14 protein-coding genes and 1 pseudogene are annotated in these 13,612 nt (G+C 70.2%); 12 read left to right on the top strand and 3 right to left on the bottom strand.

What is annotated here, in order from left to right:
* The first annotated feature begins 147 nt into the window (after window positions 1-147).
* Window positions 148-1,074, top strand: a complete 927-nt coding sequence (locus QSK26_RS05480; RefSeq protein ID WP_285773862.1) for a hypothetical protein — start codon at window positions 148-150, stop codon at window positions 1,072-1,074.
* 113 nt (window positions 1,075-1,187) lie between these two features.
* Window positions 1,188-2,006, top strand: coding sequence for a hypothetical protein (locus QSK26_RS05475; protein ID WP_285773861.1), 819 nt, complete (start codon window positions 1,188-1,190; stop codon window positions 2,004-2,006).
* 44 nt (window positions 2,007-2,050) lie between these two features.
* Here the strand turns inward: QSK26_RS05475 and QSK26_RS05470 are convergent, their stop codons facing one another.
* Window positions 2,051-2,485, bottom strand: a complete 435-nt coding sequence (locus QSK26_RS05470; RefSeq protein WP_285773860.1) for an ATP-binding protein — start codon at window positions 2,483-2,485, stop codon at window positions 2,051-2,053.
* Window positions 2,486-2,713: 228 nt separating this feature from the next.
* Between QSK26_RS05470 and QSK26_RS05465 the strand changes: the two genes are divergently transcribed.
* From QSK26_RS05465 to QSK26_RS05440, 6 genes are all read left to right on the top strand, one after another.
* Entirely contained in the window at window positions 2,714-3,526 is an 813-nt protein-coding gene (locus tag QSK26_RS05465) for a helix-turn-helix domain-containing protein (protein ID WP_285773859.1), read from the top strand.
* Complete coding sequence (locus QSK26_RS05460; protein WP_285773858.1) at window positions 3,510-3,737, top strand: DUF397 domain-containing protein; 228 nt, start codon at window positions 3,510-3,512, stop codon at window positions 3,735-3,737. The genes QSK26_RS05465 and QSK26_RS05460 overlap by 17 nt, the downstream gene beginning before the upstream one ends.
* A 172-nt stretch (window positions 3,738-3,909) precedes the next feature.
* Entirely contained in the window at window positions 3,910-4,995 is a 1,086-nt protein-coding gene (locus QSK26_RS05455) for a hypothetical protein (RefSeq protein WP_285773857.1), read from the top strand.
* Window positions 4,996-5,024: 29 nt separating this feature from the next.
* Entirely contained in the window at window positions 5,025-6,194 is a 1,170-nt protein-coding gene (locus tag QSK26_RS05450) for a toxic anion resistance protein (RefSeq protein ID WP_285773856.1), read from the top strand.
* Complete coding sequence (locus QSK26_RS05445; RefSeq protein ID WP_285773855.1) at window positions 6,191-7,777, top strand: vWA domain-containing protein; 1,587 nt, start codon at window positions 6,191-6,193, stop codon at window positions 7,775-7,777. Before QSK26_RS05450 ends, QSK26_RS05445 begins: the two co-directional genes overlap by 4 nt.
* Window positions 7,764-8,384 carry a hypothetical protein gene (locus QSK26_RS05440; protein WP_285773854.1) on the top strand — a complete coding sequence of 207 codons (621 nt, stop codon included), beginning with the start codon at window positions 7,764-7,766 and terminating at the stop codon, window positions 8,382-8,384. The genes QSK26_RS05445 and QSK26_RS05440 overlap by 14 nt, the downstream gene beginning before the upstream one ends.
* Before the next feature lie 124 nt (window positions 8,385-8,508).
* Here the strand turns inward: QSK26_RS05440 and QSK26_RS05435 are convergent, their stop codons facing one another.
* The gene (locus tag QSK26_RS05435) at window positions 8,509-9,525 is read right to left on the bottom strand and encodes a PfkB family carbohydrate kinase (RefSeq protein ID WP_285773853.1); all 1,017 of its coding nucleotides are present in this window, start codon (window positions 9,523-9,525) and stop codon (window positions 8,509-8,511) included.
* A gap of 164 nt (window positions 9,526-9,689) precedes the next feature.
* Entirely contained in the window at window positions 9,690-9,881 is a 192-nt protein-coding gene (locus QSK26_RS05430) for a GntR family transcriptional regulator (protein WP_285773852.1), read from the bottom strand.
* Between the two features lie 103 nt (window positions 9,882-9,984).
* Here QSK26_RS05430 and QSK26_RS05425 point away from each other — a divergent pair, with 103 nt between their 5' ends.
* The 4 genes and pseudogenes from QSK26_RS05425 (at window position 9,985) to hppD (ending at window position 13,601) form a co-directional block, all read left to right on the top strand.
* On the top strand, window positions 9,985-10,530 hold the full coding sequence (locus tag QSK26_RS05425; RefSeq protein WP_285773851.1) for an NUDIX domain-containing protein: 546 nt from the start codon (window positions 9,985-9,987) through the stop codon (window positions 10,528-10,530).
* Between the two features lie 98 nt (window positions 10,531-10,628).
* Window positions 10,629-10,808 (top strand): annotated as a pseudogene (locus QSK26_RS42080) (three-helix bundle dimerization domain-containing protein); the annotation flags it as partial.
* A gap of 291 nt (window positions 10,809-11,099) precedes the next feature.
* Complete coding sequence (locus tag QSK26_RS05415; protein ID WP_285773849.1) at window positions 11,100-12,158, top strand: type 2 periplasmic-binding domain-containing protein; 1,059 nt, start codon at window positions 11,100-11,102, stop codon at window positions 12,156-12,158.
* 237 nt (window positions 12,159-12,395) lie between these two features.
* Window positions 12,396-13,601, top strand: coding sequence for a 4-hydroxyphenylpyruvate dioxygenase (hppD, locus tag QSK26_RS05410; RefSeq protein WP_502888667.1), 1,206 nt, complete (start codon window positions 12,396-12,398; stop codon window positions 13,599-13,601).
* Window positions 13,602-13,612 lie beyond the last annotated feature (11 nt).

The raw sequence follows: 13,612 nt of genomic DNA, 5'->3' as shown, positions 1-13,612 counted from the left end.
CTCCAGGCCGGGTCACGATCGGCGGCCAGGCGCTTTCCAAGTCGTCGCCGAATGCGGATGGTTATGTATCCGTGTCGAAGCCGGGTGCTCTGGGGAGGGCCGGCGGGCGTCAAATGGAGGCCACGTCGTCGTTTCCGGGAGCGGATCATGTCACGACGCCCTTCGGTGAAAATCGTCTGTTTGATGCTTGCCGCATTTCTCCTCGCCGGATGCGGTTCCGGCGCGGGTACCGTACCCGACGGGTCTGACCAGGGTTCCGGTGCCACCTCGGACGGCCAGGGCGGGGAATCGCTTCCGGAATCGGGCGGCGAGGGCGAGCAGGAGCACAACGGGAACGGCGGCGGAGGCCAGAACCCGGACCCCGGGCCGCCGGACGGAGGCGGACAGGAAAAGTCGATCGAAGTGTCCAGTCCGCTGCTGAGCGGTTTCTACCCCGAGGTGTTCGGCGAGTTCCGGGACGAAGAGCGCGTCCAATGCCGCGCCGTGAACAACGAGGGGCATCCCGGGACTCTGCGTGTCACCCGGGTGGAGACGAGCGCGCGGCGTTCTTCGCCGAAGGTCTTCTTCGTCGGGTCGAAAGCCGGCCGGGCCTGTAACGGGTTGAGCCAGGCAGGAGCGGCCGCGCAAGGTGCCGGACCCTGCCAGGGCGCGGAACTGCCGCGCTCCGGAGACCAACTGGTTTTCTGCGAGCTGTGGGTCGAACTGCGCCCGGACGCGGTGGGTGACTACTACGGGGCGGTCGCCATAACGGTGGAAGGTGACTGTGCCGCGGGTGAGGAGGGCGGCCCGATCTGCGCGGAGGCCAGAGATCGGGCGAACTCCCCGGTGGAACGCCCGATCACCTTCCGAAGCAGGCATACGCTCGAACTGCGGGCGTGCCTCGCCGAGCCGCGTCCCCGCGGGGGAGGCGAGTTCGAGCGGTCCTGCGACGAGCTCCGTGCCGAACAGGGGCTGACCTCGTCCCCGTCCGAAGAGTCCGAGACCTCGGAGGAGACCACGGACGAGACCCCAGAGGAGACCGAGGACCCGGTCGAGGAGTTCCCGGCCGATTCGCCGCCGCCGGCGGAGTCGTGAGCCGGAGGCGGCGGATCACCATCGGCGGCGATCCCCGGTACGTCCGGCGCCGGCCGCCGGAGAGAAGTCCCGCGCCCGAACCCCAGGAGGGCCCGCCTCCGTGGGAACGCCTGATGCAGGTGGCCCAGGTCCTGGCGCCCACCACGCTCGTCACCGGGCTCATGATCTACTACGGCTACGTGGCGACCTATGCCAAGTTCCGGTATTTCGGGATCGCGCTGGAGGCCATGGACCTCACGGTGCAGGAGTTGATCCTCTACGGCACGGAGACCATGTGGGTGCCCCTCGCCACGCTGCTGCTGCTGGTCCTCGCCTTCGTCGGCATCCACGCCGTGCACCTGAGACTGATCGCCACTGGAAAATGGCCGAGGCGGGTGCGGGGCGCCGGGATCGTCATGATGGTGGTGGGACTGGGGCTGGTGATCCGCTCGGTGGTCGGAGTGGTGGTGCCCCAGGTGGCGCGGGACGAGACCGCCGGGGTCACTCCGCTCTCCCTCAGCGTGGGCGCGCTGCTGATCGCCTACGGCGGGTACGTCGTGATGCGGACGTGGAGCCGGCCGCGCTGGGTGACCGTGCTGGCCGTCCTCACCACCGTGGGCCTCGTCATGTCGGGCGCGGTCTGGGCCACCAACAGTTTCGCGTCCGCGTTCGGCCGGGGTGTGGGCATCACCATCTCGCGTCACCTGCACGAATATCCCGAAGCGGTGATCGACACCACCGAGCGGCTGAAGACCCTGGCGGCACCCGACAGGATGCAACTCCTGCCCACCGCGAAGGGGGAGAAGTTCAAGTACCGCTACCGCGGCATGCGCCTGCTGACCGAAGCCGGCGGCCGGCTCTTCCTGGTGCCCGAGAAGTGGACGGCTTCCTCCGGCACCCTCGTCCTGCCCTACAACGCCGACATCAGGGTGCATTTCCTACCTGAAGAATGACCTCCCGACGCGGCTGCCCGGGTGTGCCGATGCCTCCGGGAGACCTACTCGCCGGTCACGGCTATGTGGCTCCACACCAGGCAGCCGCGAGGGTTCCGCGTGGTGCGGACGCCCCACGCGGCGGACACCCTGTCGACCAGGGCGAGGCCGCGGCCCGACTCGTCCGTGGAGTTCTCGAAGACACCCGGGGGCAGGGCGATGTGCGGCGCTGAATAGGCGGATCCGGAGTCCGTGACTTCCAGGCGGAAGTACTCGCCGTACGCGAACAGCCGGGCGCCGATGGAGGGACGCGCTCCCGGGTCGGAGTGCCGTACCGAATTCGTCACCAGTTCGGACACGACCAACTGCACGGTGAAGGCGGCCGGATGGGTTTCGCCGACCCAGGAGGTGAACCGCGCACGGGCGAGCCCGGGAGAGTCCGCGGAATACGGCAGGTGGATTTCGCCCAGCAGGGTTGCCTGGAATGGGATAACGCGCATTTTGAAACTTCCCATCTGTGTGCGATGCGCCATGTTTGCCCGGTTCCGTATCGGTCGTGTCGTCGGGGTGCTCAAAGGAGTTGTGGTGCTCGTTGTATCCCCTTGGGGTATTCCAAGGTTGCCTCCCGCCCGCTAGGTTTTACATGGCAATGGCACTACAGCTTCACGACACATGGGTGCCGGTGTTGGCTGTAGTAATCACTACTCTTGTAGCGGCCTGGAGGGGGCATGGGGAATTCGGTGTCAACCCCGGAGAAACTGCTGGGGGCCGAGATTCGACGCCTGCGTCATGAGCAGGGGATAAGCCAGGAGCATCTGGCCGCGAAAATCCAGTTCTCGCCCGCGATGGTGGGTTTTGTCGAGCGGGGTGAACGCACTCCCACGCAGGATTTCGTCGCGCGGTGCGAAGCCGCGCTTGGGGCGCGTACGCTACAGCCTCTTTGGGGTGAGTGTGCTCCGAAGAACGCGCCGAGATGGTTTCGCCCCTGGACCAAGATCGAGGCCGAGGCGCGCACCATCCGGATATGGGAGCCGCTGCTCGTTCCGGGGCTGCTGCAAACCCACGACTACGCCCGCGCCGTTCTGAGCGCCGAACCGGCGGTCAGCCGGGAGCGCGTGGAAGAACTCCTGAAAGCCCGCATCCAGCGGCAGAACGTCTTCGACCAGCCGTCGCCGCCGGTGGTGTCGGTGCTTATAGACGAGGGCGTGCTGTATCGGCCCGTCGGCGGGGTCGCGGTGATGCACCGGCAGTTGGAACACCTCGTGGAAATGATGGCCCGCCCCTGCGTGACCGTACAGGTCGTGCCGGTGGCGGTGGGCGCGACCGCAGGTCTGTCGGGAGCGTTCGCCCTCGCTCAGGTAGCCGGTGCGCGAGATGCCGCTTACCTGGACAACCCCATCAATGGCCAGGTAACCGATCGCGAGGACGAGGTCCACGCGATTACACTGCGATTTGACGCGGTCCGTGCGTGGGCGCACCCACAGCACGTGTCGGAGCAGGTCATACGAGAGATGAAGGTGAAGTATGAGCCTCAAGGATGAGATGGCGTCTGAGCTGGCCACCGCGGCTTGGCGGACCGCTACCAAGACCAGCAGCAACGGCGGCAACTGCGTGGAGGTCGCTCCGCTGTCCGGCGGGCGGGTGGCTCTGCGGGACACCAAGGACAAGGGGCAAGGCCCCGTGCACGTCTTCACCCCCGGTGAGTGGGACGCGTTCCTGGACGGGGCGAAGCGCGGCGAGTTCGACTTCTGACCGAGCCGGGGGAGCGCCCCCACCGGGGTGGCCGGTGGGGGCTTCCGGCTGAGTTACAGGTCAGTGAATAGGCGCTGAAATTTCTTCTGGGCCGCTTTGAGGTCACTCGCCGTTTTTCGGGGTCTCCCATAATTCGGGGCAGCGGGGGTTCTCGTCTGACGAGGCGGTTGCGATGAAGAGGTGGGTCGGCGTCGTCCTTGCGCTGGTGCTCGGGGCCGTGGTCGTGGTGGCCGTCGTCTGGGACAACGGGGGCGGCGAGCCGGAGCTGAAGGTGGTCAGGGGGGTCATCGGGTCGGAGAAGAAGCCGTTCTTCGACGATCCGCGGGTGCGGGCCGCGTTCGCCGAGCACGGGCTGCGGGTGGAGGTGGACACCGCGGGGTCGCGGCAGATCGCCACCGAGGTGGACCTCGGCAGGTACGGCTTCGCCTTCCCCAGCAGCGCGCCCGCCGCCGAGAAGATCAAGGCCGACCGCAAGGCCGCGCGGACCTTCTCCCCGTTCTACTCCCCGATGGCCGTGGCGACCTTCGAGCCCATCGTGGGCATCCTCACCCGGGCGGGAGTCGTCAAAGGCCAGGTGTTCGACGTCAAGAAGTACCTGGAGCTCGTGGCCGGCGGCGCCCGGTGGGACCGGCTTCCCGGCAACACCGCGTACCCGGCGCGCAAGCGGGTGCTCCTGACCACCACCGACATCCGCACCTCCAACTCCGCGTCGATGTACCTCGCCCTCACCAGCTACGTCGCCAACGGCGAGGACGTGGTGAACGCGCCGGGCCAGATCGACGCCGTGGCCAGGGCGGTCGCGCCGACCTTCCTGGACCAGGGGTACTCGGAGTCGAGCAGCGAGGCGCCGTTCGAGGACTACCTGGCGCTCGGCGCCGGCAAGACGCCGATGGTGATGATCTACGAGGCGCAGTACGCGGCCCGGATCTTCGCCGGGGACGGGTCCATCCGGCCGGACATGCGGCTGCTCTACCCGGCCCCGACCGTGCTGAGCAAGCACACGCTGGTGCCGTTCGACGCCGACGCGGTCAAGGTCGGCGAGCTGCTCACCGGTGATCCCGAGCTGACCGCGCTGGCGGCCAGGCACGGCTTCCGCACCGGCGACCCGAAGGCGTTCGCGGACCTGGCCGCACAGCACGGGGCGCCGGTCGCGGCCGACCTGGTGGACGTCGTCGAGCCGCCGACGTTCGACCGGCTGGAAGAGCTGATCGCCGGGATCGAGCGGCTCTACGCGAGCAACGCCGTCCCCGCGTCCTGACCCCCCGCGCCACCCCCCGAAGGAGAGCCGTGGCAGACAACGATCTGGTGCTCACCCCGCCCGAGCCGGTGGCGGCGGTGCCGGCCGAGAAGGCGGCGACCATGCTGCCGCTGCCGGACGGGCGGGCCGAGGAACTGGCGGAGAAGGCCAGGGGCTTCGCGGCCGAGCTGGCCGGGCTGGACCCGCGGGCGCCGGAGTTCGGCCGCAAGGTGCACGACATCTCCTCGATGGGCGACACCGAGATCCGCGCCGCCTCCCAGGTGGCCAACCGGATGCTCAAGCGCCCGGTCGCGGCCCTGACCGCGGTCAAGGGGGAGGGCTCGGACGCCCAGGCGCAGGTGGCGGGGCAGCTCGTGGCGCTCCGCCGTACGATCGTGGACCTCGATCCGAAGCAGGCGGTGAGCGGGCCCAAGAAGCTGTTGGGACTTATCCCCTTTGGCGACCGTTTAAGGGACTATTTCGCGAAATATCACTCCGCGCAGCGGCACATCGACGACATCATCCGCGCCCTGAAGTCCGGGCAGGACGAGCTGCTGAAGGACAACGCCGCCATCGAGGGCGAGAAGGCCCACCTGTGGGAGACGATGCAGCGGCTCCAGGAGTACGCCGTGCTCGCCGCGGCCATCGACGCCGAGCTTGAGGCGCACATCCTGCGCATCGACGCCACCCAGCCCGAGCAGGCCAAGGGGCTGCGCGCGGACGCCCTCTTCGGCGTCCGCCAGAAGCACCAGGACCTGCTCACCCAGCTCGCCGTCTCCGCGCAGGGCTACCTCGCCCTCGACCTGGTACGCAGGAACAACCTGGAGCTCAGCAAGGGCGTGGACCGCGCCACCACCACGACGATCTCGGCGCTGCGCACCGCGGTGACCGTCGCCCAGGCGCTGGCCCACCAGAAGCTGGTCCTGGACCAGATCGGCGCGCTCAACGCGACCACCTCCGACCTGATCCTGGCGACCAGCGAGATGCTGCGCACCCAGGCGGCCGAGATCCACACCCAGGCCGCCTCGGCCACCATCGACATGGACACGCTGCGCCGGGCGTTCGACAACGTCTACGCCACCATGGACATGATCGACGCCTTCAAGGCCAAGGCCGTGGAGAGCATGGCGGCCACCGTGGACAACCTCACCGTCGAGCTCGACCACGCCAGGACCCACCTGGAACGGGCCAGGCGCCCGGCGGGCGAGGTCGCCCCGTGAGGCGGCTCGCGGCCGTGCTCCTCACGGCGGCCCTGACGCTCACCGCCTGCGCCTCGGCGGACACGCCGGGGGAGATCGAGGACGGCCCCGACGTGCTGCGGGTGCTCGCCGGCAGCGAGGTCAAGGACCTGGAACCGCTGCTGGCCAGGGCCGCCGACCAGGCGGGCGTACGGCTGGCGCTGAGCTACGCCGGCACCCTGGACGGCGCCGAGCGGGTGGCGAGCGGCGGCGCGGACGGCTCGTACGACGCGATCTGGTTCTCCTCCAACCGGTACCTGTCGCTGATCGACGGCGCGAACGCCCGGCTGTCCACCCAGACCAAGGTGATGGCCTCGCCGGTGGTGCTCGGCCTCACCGCCGCCAAGGCCCGCGAGCTGGGCTGGGACGGCAGGCCGGTGACGTGGTCGGACATCGCGGACGCGGCCCGCGAGGGCCGGTTCACCTTCGGCATGACCAATCCCGCCTCCTCCAACTCGGGTTTCTCCGCACTGGTCGGGGTGACCGCCGCGCTGTCCGACGCGGACGGGGCGCTGGACGCCGCGCGGATCACCTCGGTCACCCCGCGGCTGAAGGAGTTCTTCTCCGCGCAGCGGCTCACCGCCGGGTCCTCCGGCTGGCTCGCCGACGCCTACGTACGGCAGGGCGGCGTGGACGGCCTGGTGAACTACGAGTCGGTGCTGCTCGGCCTCGGCGCCCGGCTGCCCGAGCCGCTGACGCTGATCTATCCCACCGACGGCGTGGTCACCGCCGACTACCCGCTCACCCTGCTGGCCTCGGCCGCGCCGGAGAAGAAGGCGTTGTACGACAAGGCGGCGGCGTGGCTGCGCTCCACGCCGGTCCAGCAGGAGATCATGACGACGACGTTCCGGCGGCCGATCGTGCCCTCGGTGCGGCCCGACGCGAGGTTCGGCACCGCCCAGCTCCTGGAGCTGCCGTTCCCCAACCGGCGCGCCGCCGCCGACGGCCTGATCGACGCCTATCTCAACCAGGTGAGCGTCCCCTCGCAGGCGCTGTTCGTGCTGGACACCTCCGGCTCGATGGCCGGCGCGCGCATCGACGGCCTGCGTCAGGCCCTCGTCGCCCTGACCGGCGCCGACACGTCCGCCTCCGGCACCTTCTCCCGCTTCCGGAACAGGGAGAAGGTGACGATGATCCCGTTCAACTCGGCTCCGGCGGCGCCGGAGGAGTTCACCCTGCCGGAGAAGGCGCCCGAGCCGGTGCTCCGGCAGATCAGGGGCTTCGCCGAGGGCCTGCGCGAGGGCGGCGGCACCGCCATCTACGACGGCCTGCGCGTGGCGTACGAGCGGGCGGGGGAGCAGCTCGCCGCCGCTCCCGGCTCCTACACCTCCGTCGTGCTCATGACCGACGGCGAGAACACCGAGGGCGCCGACTACGCCGCCTTCGAGGCGTTCTACCGGGCGCTGCCCGCGGAACAGCGGCGGGTGCGCACGTTCGTCGTGCTGTTCGGCGAGAGCGACGTGGCCGAGATGACCAAGCTGGCCGCGCTCACCGGCGGCGCCACCTTCGACGCCCGCACCGGCTCGCTCGCCGCGGCTTTCAAGGAGATCCGTGGCTACCAGTAGGGCCCTGGCCTATCTCGGCTCGACCAGGAACATCACCGGCTGCGTGCTGGCGCTGCTCGGCCTGGTCGGGTACTTCCTGGGCCTCGCCGGCGACCTGTGGCCGGTGGTGGTGGCCGGGCTGTACGGGGTGGGCGCGCTGCTGGCGCCGCCGGACCGGGTGCGGCTGACGATCTCGCACGGCGAGGTGGAGACCCGGCGGCTGCGGGCCGACCTCGACGCCCTGGTGCGCGGGACCGTCGAGTCCGGCCGCTTCCCGGCGGACGTGCTCGACCGGCTGACCGGCCTGGCCGAGGTGCTCGGCGGCATCCTCGACCGCGCGGAGGTGCTCACCTCCTCACCCGACCACCTGCACGTCGTGTCGCAGACGATCCGCGACTACCTGCCCGCCGGCCTGGAGTCCTACGCCAACCTGCCCAGGACCTACGCGCTCACCCGCCGCGTCGAGGGCAGGCGCAGCGCGCACGAGGAACTGCTCGCCCAGCTCGACCTGCTCGACGGCAGACTGCGCGAGATCGCCGAAGCGGTCCACCGCGGTGACGAACAGGCGCTCCGCGACCAGGGCCGCTTCCTCCAGGACCGGTTCGGCCGCGGCGACCTCGACCTCTGACCGGGCTCGGCGACGCGGACGCGGGCCGCGCGTCCTCCTCCGCGGCCCGCGTCCGCGTCGCGGCCCGCGGAGGAGGACCCGGTCAGGGGAGGGACGGGCGGCGGGGGCGCGGAGGAGGACCCGGTCAGGGGCTGGGCGGGCGGCGGGGGGCGGTGGCGGAGCCGGGGAGGGTCACCGCGACGGCCGCCGCCCTGTTGGCCGCCACGAGCGCCTCGTCCAGGGCGGTGCCGGAGACGAGTTCGGCGAGCAGGACCCCGGTGTGGGCGTCACCGGCTCCCGTCGTGTCCACGGCCTTCACCCGGGGCGCCGGGACGGCGATGATCCGGTCCCCCAGCGGGCCGCCGCCGGCGTGGCAGCCCAGCGCCCCCTCGCGCACGACGACGACCGCGTCCGCGGCCAGCGCCGGGTGCCGCCGCACCGCCTCGACCAGCGCGGCACCGCTCAGCCGGTCCACCCCGGCGCCCGCCCCGTCTGCCCTGCCGGTCCCGCTGGTACCGCCGGTTTCGGTCGCCCCGTCCGTCTCGTCCGGCCGGGCCGGGGTGGCCAGCAGGCGGGCCTCGCGCTGGTTGAGGGTGAGCACGGACAGCCTGCCCAGGGCCGCCCGGAGCCGGTCGGCCGGGATCTCCGCGACCAGCGGGCCGGGGTCCAGCGCGACCCGCGCGTACGGCGGCAGCCCGGTGAGCCACGCCGCCAGGACCGGCCCGCTCACCGGGTAGGCGAGGTCGTAACCGGACACCGCGACGAAGTCGGCCGGACCGGGCCGTAAGGTCGCCAGGTCGCCGGGCGTGAGGCACGCCTCCACGCCGGGCATCGTGACGAACGTGCGTTCCCCGTCCGGCTCGACCATGATCAGGCAGAACCCGGTGTCGCCGCCGTCCCTGCGCCCGCCGGCCGCCTCGATGCCCTCCTCCGCCAGCGCGGCCCGGACGAGGTCGCCGTGCAGGCCGGTCCCGTGCGGCGACCCGTAGACACAGCGGGCGCCGTGCCGGGCCGCCGCGGCGGCGAGGTTGAAGCCGCCGCCCACCTGGGTGCGGGTGGCGGTGGCGAGCACGTCCGCGCCGCGCTCGGGCAGCCGGGGCACCTCGACCGCGACGTCCACGAGGATGCTGCCGAGCGAGATCACCCGTCCCGTCTCAGTCACGGGCGCTCCCCGCGACCTTCGCCGCTGGGACGGCGGGCACCGGCGCGCGCCGCCCGGTCGCCGCGCGGCCGAGGAGGGCGCCCGGGGCGCGGTCGCGGGCCGGGCTCATCGGGTGCGGCCGAACGTGCGGTGCAGCCGGAAGTGCTCGGGGTGCGGCAGGCTGGTCACGTGCCGGTCGAGGTCTCGATCAGCCCGTTCTGCTGGAGCGTGGCGAGCGCCTGCCGTACGGTTCCGCGGCTCACCGAGAACTCCTCCGCCAGCTCCAGTTCACCGGGAAGCCGGTCACGGTTGCCGATCTCGCCGCGGCGGATGCGTTCCGCCAGCTCACTCGCGATCTGTCGGTGTTTGACAATCATGGCGACCTTTTGGGTAGTACATACCTGTCTGGACAGATTTAGCAGTACATGGTGGCCCGATGTCAACAGTTCGGCCCCGTCGATCGCCGTACGATCAGGGGCCATGACGAGCATGCGGCCGGAAGTCCGGCAGATTTCCTCAGACGTCGTCTACGCCAACGCCTGGATGACCGTGCGGGAGGACCGCATCGAGTTGCCGGACGGCTCTCCCGGCCTGTACGGATACGTGGTGAAACCGGACTTCGTCCTGGTCATCCCGGAGGAGGACGGCGGCTTCCACCTGGTGGAGGAGTACCGCTACCCGATCGGCCGCCGCTCGTGGAGCTTCCCGCAGGGGCACGCGGAGGCCGCCACCCGGGAGGACGAGGCCCGCAGGGAACTGGCCGAGGAGACCGGCCTGCGCGCGGCCGGGCTGCGCCCGCTCGGCCGGCTCGACGCCGCGCACGGCCTGGTCACCAACGGCTGCCACGTCTACCTGGCGACCGGCCTCACCGTGGGCGAGGTCGCCCGCGAGCACACCGAGCAGGACATGCGCCAGGAGTGGGTCTCCAGGCGGGACTTCGAGCGGATGGTCCGCGAGGGCGTGGTCGCCGACTCGACCTCCGTGGCCGCTTACAGCCTGTTCCTGCTGCAGGAGCGCGCCCTGTGAACAATGGCTCCGGGTGAACGAGTTCAATATATGGGCATTCCGCATTAAGTGATCGAATCGCCCGAAATCCCGGTAAGATCAGCGCGGCGCGGGCGGGAATGACCGGCCCGCCCTGTCTGACTGATGTCACGCCGAGGAGAAAACCGTTGAGTGGCGACACCGTCCGCGAAGAACAGGCGATCGGCCGGGTGACCCATCGCCTCACCGAGGTCTTCGCCGACTCCCACTCCGCCGAGCAGGTCACGAGCGTGATCGGGGCGGCCCGGCACCGGTTCGAGGGCCATCCCGTCCGGGATTTCGTCCCCGTCCTGGTCGAGCGTCTGGCCCGGCTGGAACTGGAAACGGCGGCGAAGGAGAAAGCCTCCGCGGCGGCGCCGGTCGAAGTCGCGCCGGTCGAAGTCCCGCCGGTCGAAGTCCCGCCGGTCGTTCAACCGGAACCGGCTCCCGAAAACCCGTCGAATACCAGCGACGACATCAAGCATTCAGAAATCAGTCACTCTTCGGACATCTCTCGTAAATCGCGAAATCAACAACGGCACACCAGGAACAAGGTATTTCTTTCCGCCGGTGTGGCGGGGGTCGTCGTGGTCGCCGCGGTGGTCGTGGTGGTGACCGGCGGCGGGGACGGGGCGGCGGCTCCGGCCGCGCCCCCGCTCACCCTGGTGCGCGGCGTGGTCGGCTCCGAGAAGCGGGCGTTCTTCGACGACCCGGAGGTGCGGGCCGCCCTTGCCCGCCAGGGGGTGCGGGTCGAGGTGCAGCCGGCCGGGTCCCGGCAGATCGCCACCTCCGTCGATCTCGACCGGTACGACTTCGCGTTCCCGTCCAGCGCCCCGGCGGCCGACCGGATCCAGCGGCAGCGCGGCGTCAGCGTCAAGTACACGCCGTTCTCCTCACCGATGGCGATCGCGACCTTCCAGCCGATCGCGGACCTGCTGACCGAGGCGGGGGTGGCCGGGCACGACGCCGTCTGGACCTTCGACGTCGCCCGCTACCTCGACCTGGTCGCCAAGGACACCCGCTGGGACCAGCTCAAGGGCAACACCGCCTACCCCGTCAAGAAGAACGTCCTGGTCTCCACCACCGACCCGCGCAGCTCCAACTCCGCGGCGATGTACCTGGCCGTGGCGGGTTACGTCGCGAACGGCGACGCGGTCGTGCAGGGCGCCGAGGCCGAGAAGAAGGTGCTGCCCCTGCTGTCCCGGCTCTTCCTCAGCCAGGGCTACACCGACAACACCACCGAGGGCCCGTTCGAGGAGTACCTGTCACTCGGCATGGGCCCGGCGCCGATGGTCTGGATCTATGAGGCGCAGTATGTGGACGCCACCGTCCAGGGACGCACCAAGCCCGGCATGGTGCTCATGTACCCGTCGCCGACCGTGCTGTCCAAGCACACCCTGGTGCCGCTCGACTCCAACGGCGACCGCGTCGGGCGCCTGCTGACCACCGACCCCGAACTGCAACGCCTCGCCGCCGAGCACGGGTTCCGCCCGGCCGACGCCGCACTGTTCGACAAGGTCGCCACCGAGCACCGGGTCCCCGTCGAGAAGAACCTCATCGACGTGGTCGACACCCCGTCCTACGACACCCTCGAACACCTCCTCTACGGAGTGGCCCTGTCCTACGGCTGACGCCCTTTCGCCGGGCGTGCGGCGCGCCCGCCCGGCGTCGTGCCGCCTTCCGCGCCCGTCAGCGGGTCGGTGCCGAGTGCGTCGAGTTCGACGCTCAGGGGGACAGACTGTACAGCTCAGATGCCGATCTGGTCGTCAGAGTGGACAGCCGGACCAGCGGATCAGCTCGCTCTTGCAGTCGGTTTGCGAGTTGCGGTGTGCTTCGTGCGTATACCAACGCGTCCGAGGAGGTACGCCGTGAGCATCAACGAGACCCTCACCAGTCAGGAGCGTCTGGCCGACCTCGATCTCGATCAGCTTCGCCAGCTCGTCGGGCTGGTGGAGTACGACGCCGAGGGCGACCCGTTCCCGGTCACCGGCTGGGACGCGGTCGTCTGGTCGGTCGGCAACGCGAACCAGGCCGCGCTGCTGTACCAGGTCGTGTTCGGCATGGAGCTGGTGGCGTACTCCGGCCCGGAGACCGGCAACCGCGACCACCACGCCTACGTCCTGCGCTCGGGCGCGGTCCGGTTCGTGATCAAGGGCGGGGTGGCCCCCGCGAGCCCCCTGCTCGACCACCACCGCCGCCACGGCGACGGCATCGTCGACATCGCGCTCGAAGTGCCGGACGTCGATCGCTGCGTCAGCCACGCCCGGGCCCAGGGCGCCACCATCCTGGAAGAGCCGCACGAGCTCTCCGACGAGCACGGCACGGTGCGGATCGCCGCGATCGCCGCCTACGGCGAGACCCGGCACACGCTCGTCGACCGCTCGCGGTACCACGGCCCCTACCTGCCGGGGTACGTCGCGGCCTCCTCCGGCTACGTCAAGCCGGACGGGGAGCCCAAGCGGCTGTTCCAGGCGCTCGACCACGTCGTCGGGAACGTCGAACTCGGCCGGATGGACGAGTGGGTGGACTTCTACAACCGGGTCATGGGCTTCACGAACATGGCGGAGTTCGTGGGCGCGGACATCGCCACCGAATACTCGGCGCTGATGAGCAAGGTGGTCGCCAGCGGCAACCACCGGGTGAAGTTCCCGCTGAACGAGCCGGCCTGGGGCAAGAAGCGTTCGCAGATCGACGAGTACCTCGACTTCTACGACGGGCCGGGCGCCCAGCACCTGGCCCTGGCGACCAACGACATCCTGCGCACGGTGGACGTGCTCAAGGCCAGGGGAGTCGAGTTCCTCGCGACGCCGGACTCGTACTACGAGGACCCCGAGCTGCGGGCGCGCATCGGCGAGGTCCGGGTGCCGATCGAGGAGTTGCAGTCGCGCGGGATCCTGGTGGACCGGGACGAGGACGGCTACCTGTTGCAGATCTTCACCAAACCGCTCGGCGACCGCCCGACGGTGTTCTTCGAGTTCATCGAGCGGCACGGGTCGCTGGGCTTCGGGATCGGCAACTTCAAGGCGCTGTTCGAGGCGATCGAACGCGAGCAGGCCAAGCGCGGCAACTTCTGATCCGGCGTGGA

This window comes from Microtetraspora sp. NBRC 13810 (assembly GCF_030268685.1).
Taxonomy (GTDB): Bacteria; Actinomycetota; Actinomycetes; order Streptosporangiales; family Streptosporangiaceae; genus BSRQ01.
This window is presented reverse-complemented; position numbering and strand designations above follow the sequence as displayed.

Excerpts from the sequence above, each read along its gene's own strand:
- QSK26_RS05480 (WP_285773862.1), top strand. The coding sequence starts at position 148 with ATGTCACGACGCCCTTCGGTGAAAATCGTCTGTTTGATGCTTGCCGCA.
- QSK26_RS05455 (WP_285773857.1), top strand. The coding sequence starts at position 3,910 with ATGAAGAGGTGGGTCGGCGTCGTCCTTGCGCTGGTGCTCGGGGCCGTG.
- QSK26_RS05475 (WP_285773861.1), top strand. The coding sequence starts at position 1,188 with ATGCAGGTGGCCCAGGTCCTGGCGCCCACCACGCTCGTCACCGGGCTC.
- QSK26_RS05465 (WP_285773859.1), top strand. The coding sequence starts at position 2,714 with ATGGGGAATTCGGTGTCAACCCCGGAGAAACTGCTGGGGGCCGAGATT.
- QSK26_RS05425 (WP_285773851.1), top strand. The coding sequence starts at position 9,985 with ATGACGAGCATGCGGCCGGAAGTCCGGCAGATTTCCTCAGACGTCGTC.
- QSK26_RS05430 (WP_285773852.1), bottom strand. The coding sequence starts at position 9,881 with ATGATTGTCAAACACCGACAGATCGCGAGTGAGCTGGCGGAACGCATC.
- QSK26_RS05460 (WP_285773858.1), top strand. The coding sequence starts at position 3,510 with ATGAGCCTCAAGGATGAGATGGCGTCTGAGCTGGCCACCGCGGCTTGG.
- QSK26_RS05470 (WP_285773860.1), bottom strand. The coding sequence starts at position 2,485 with ATGCGCGTTATCCCATTCCAGGCAACCCTGCTGGGCGAAATCCACCTG.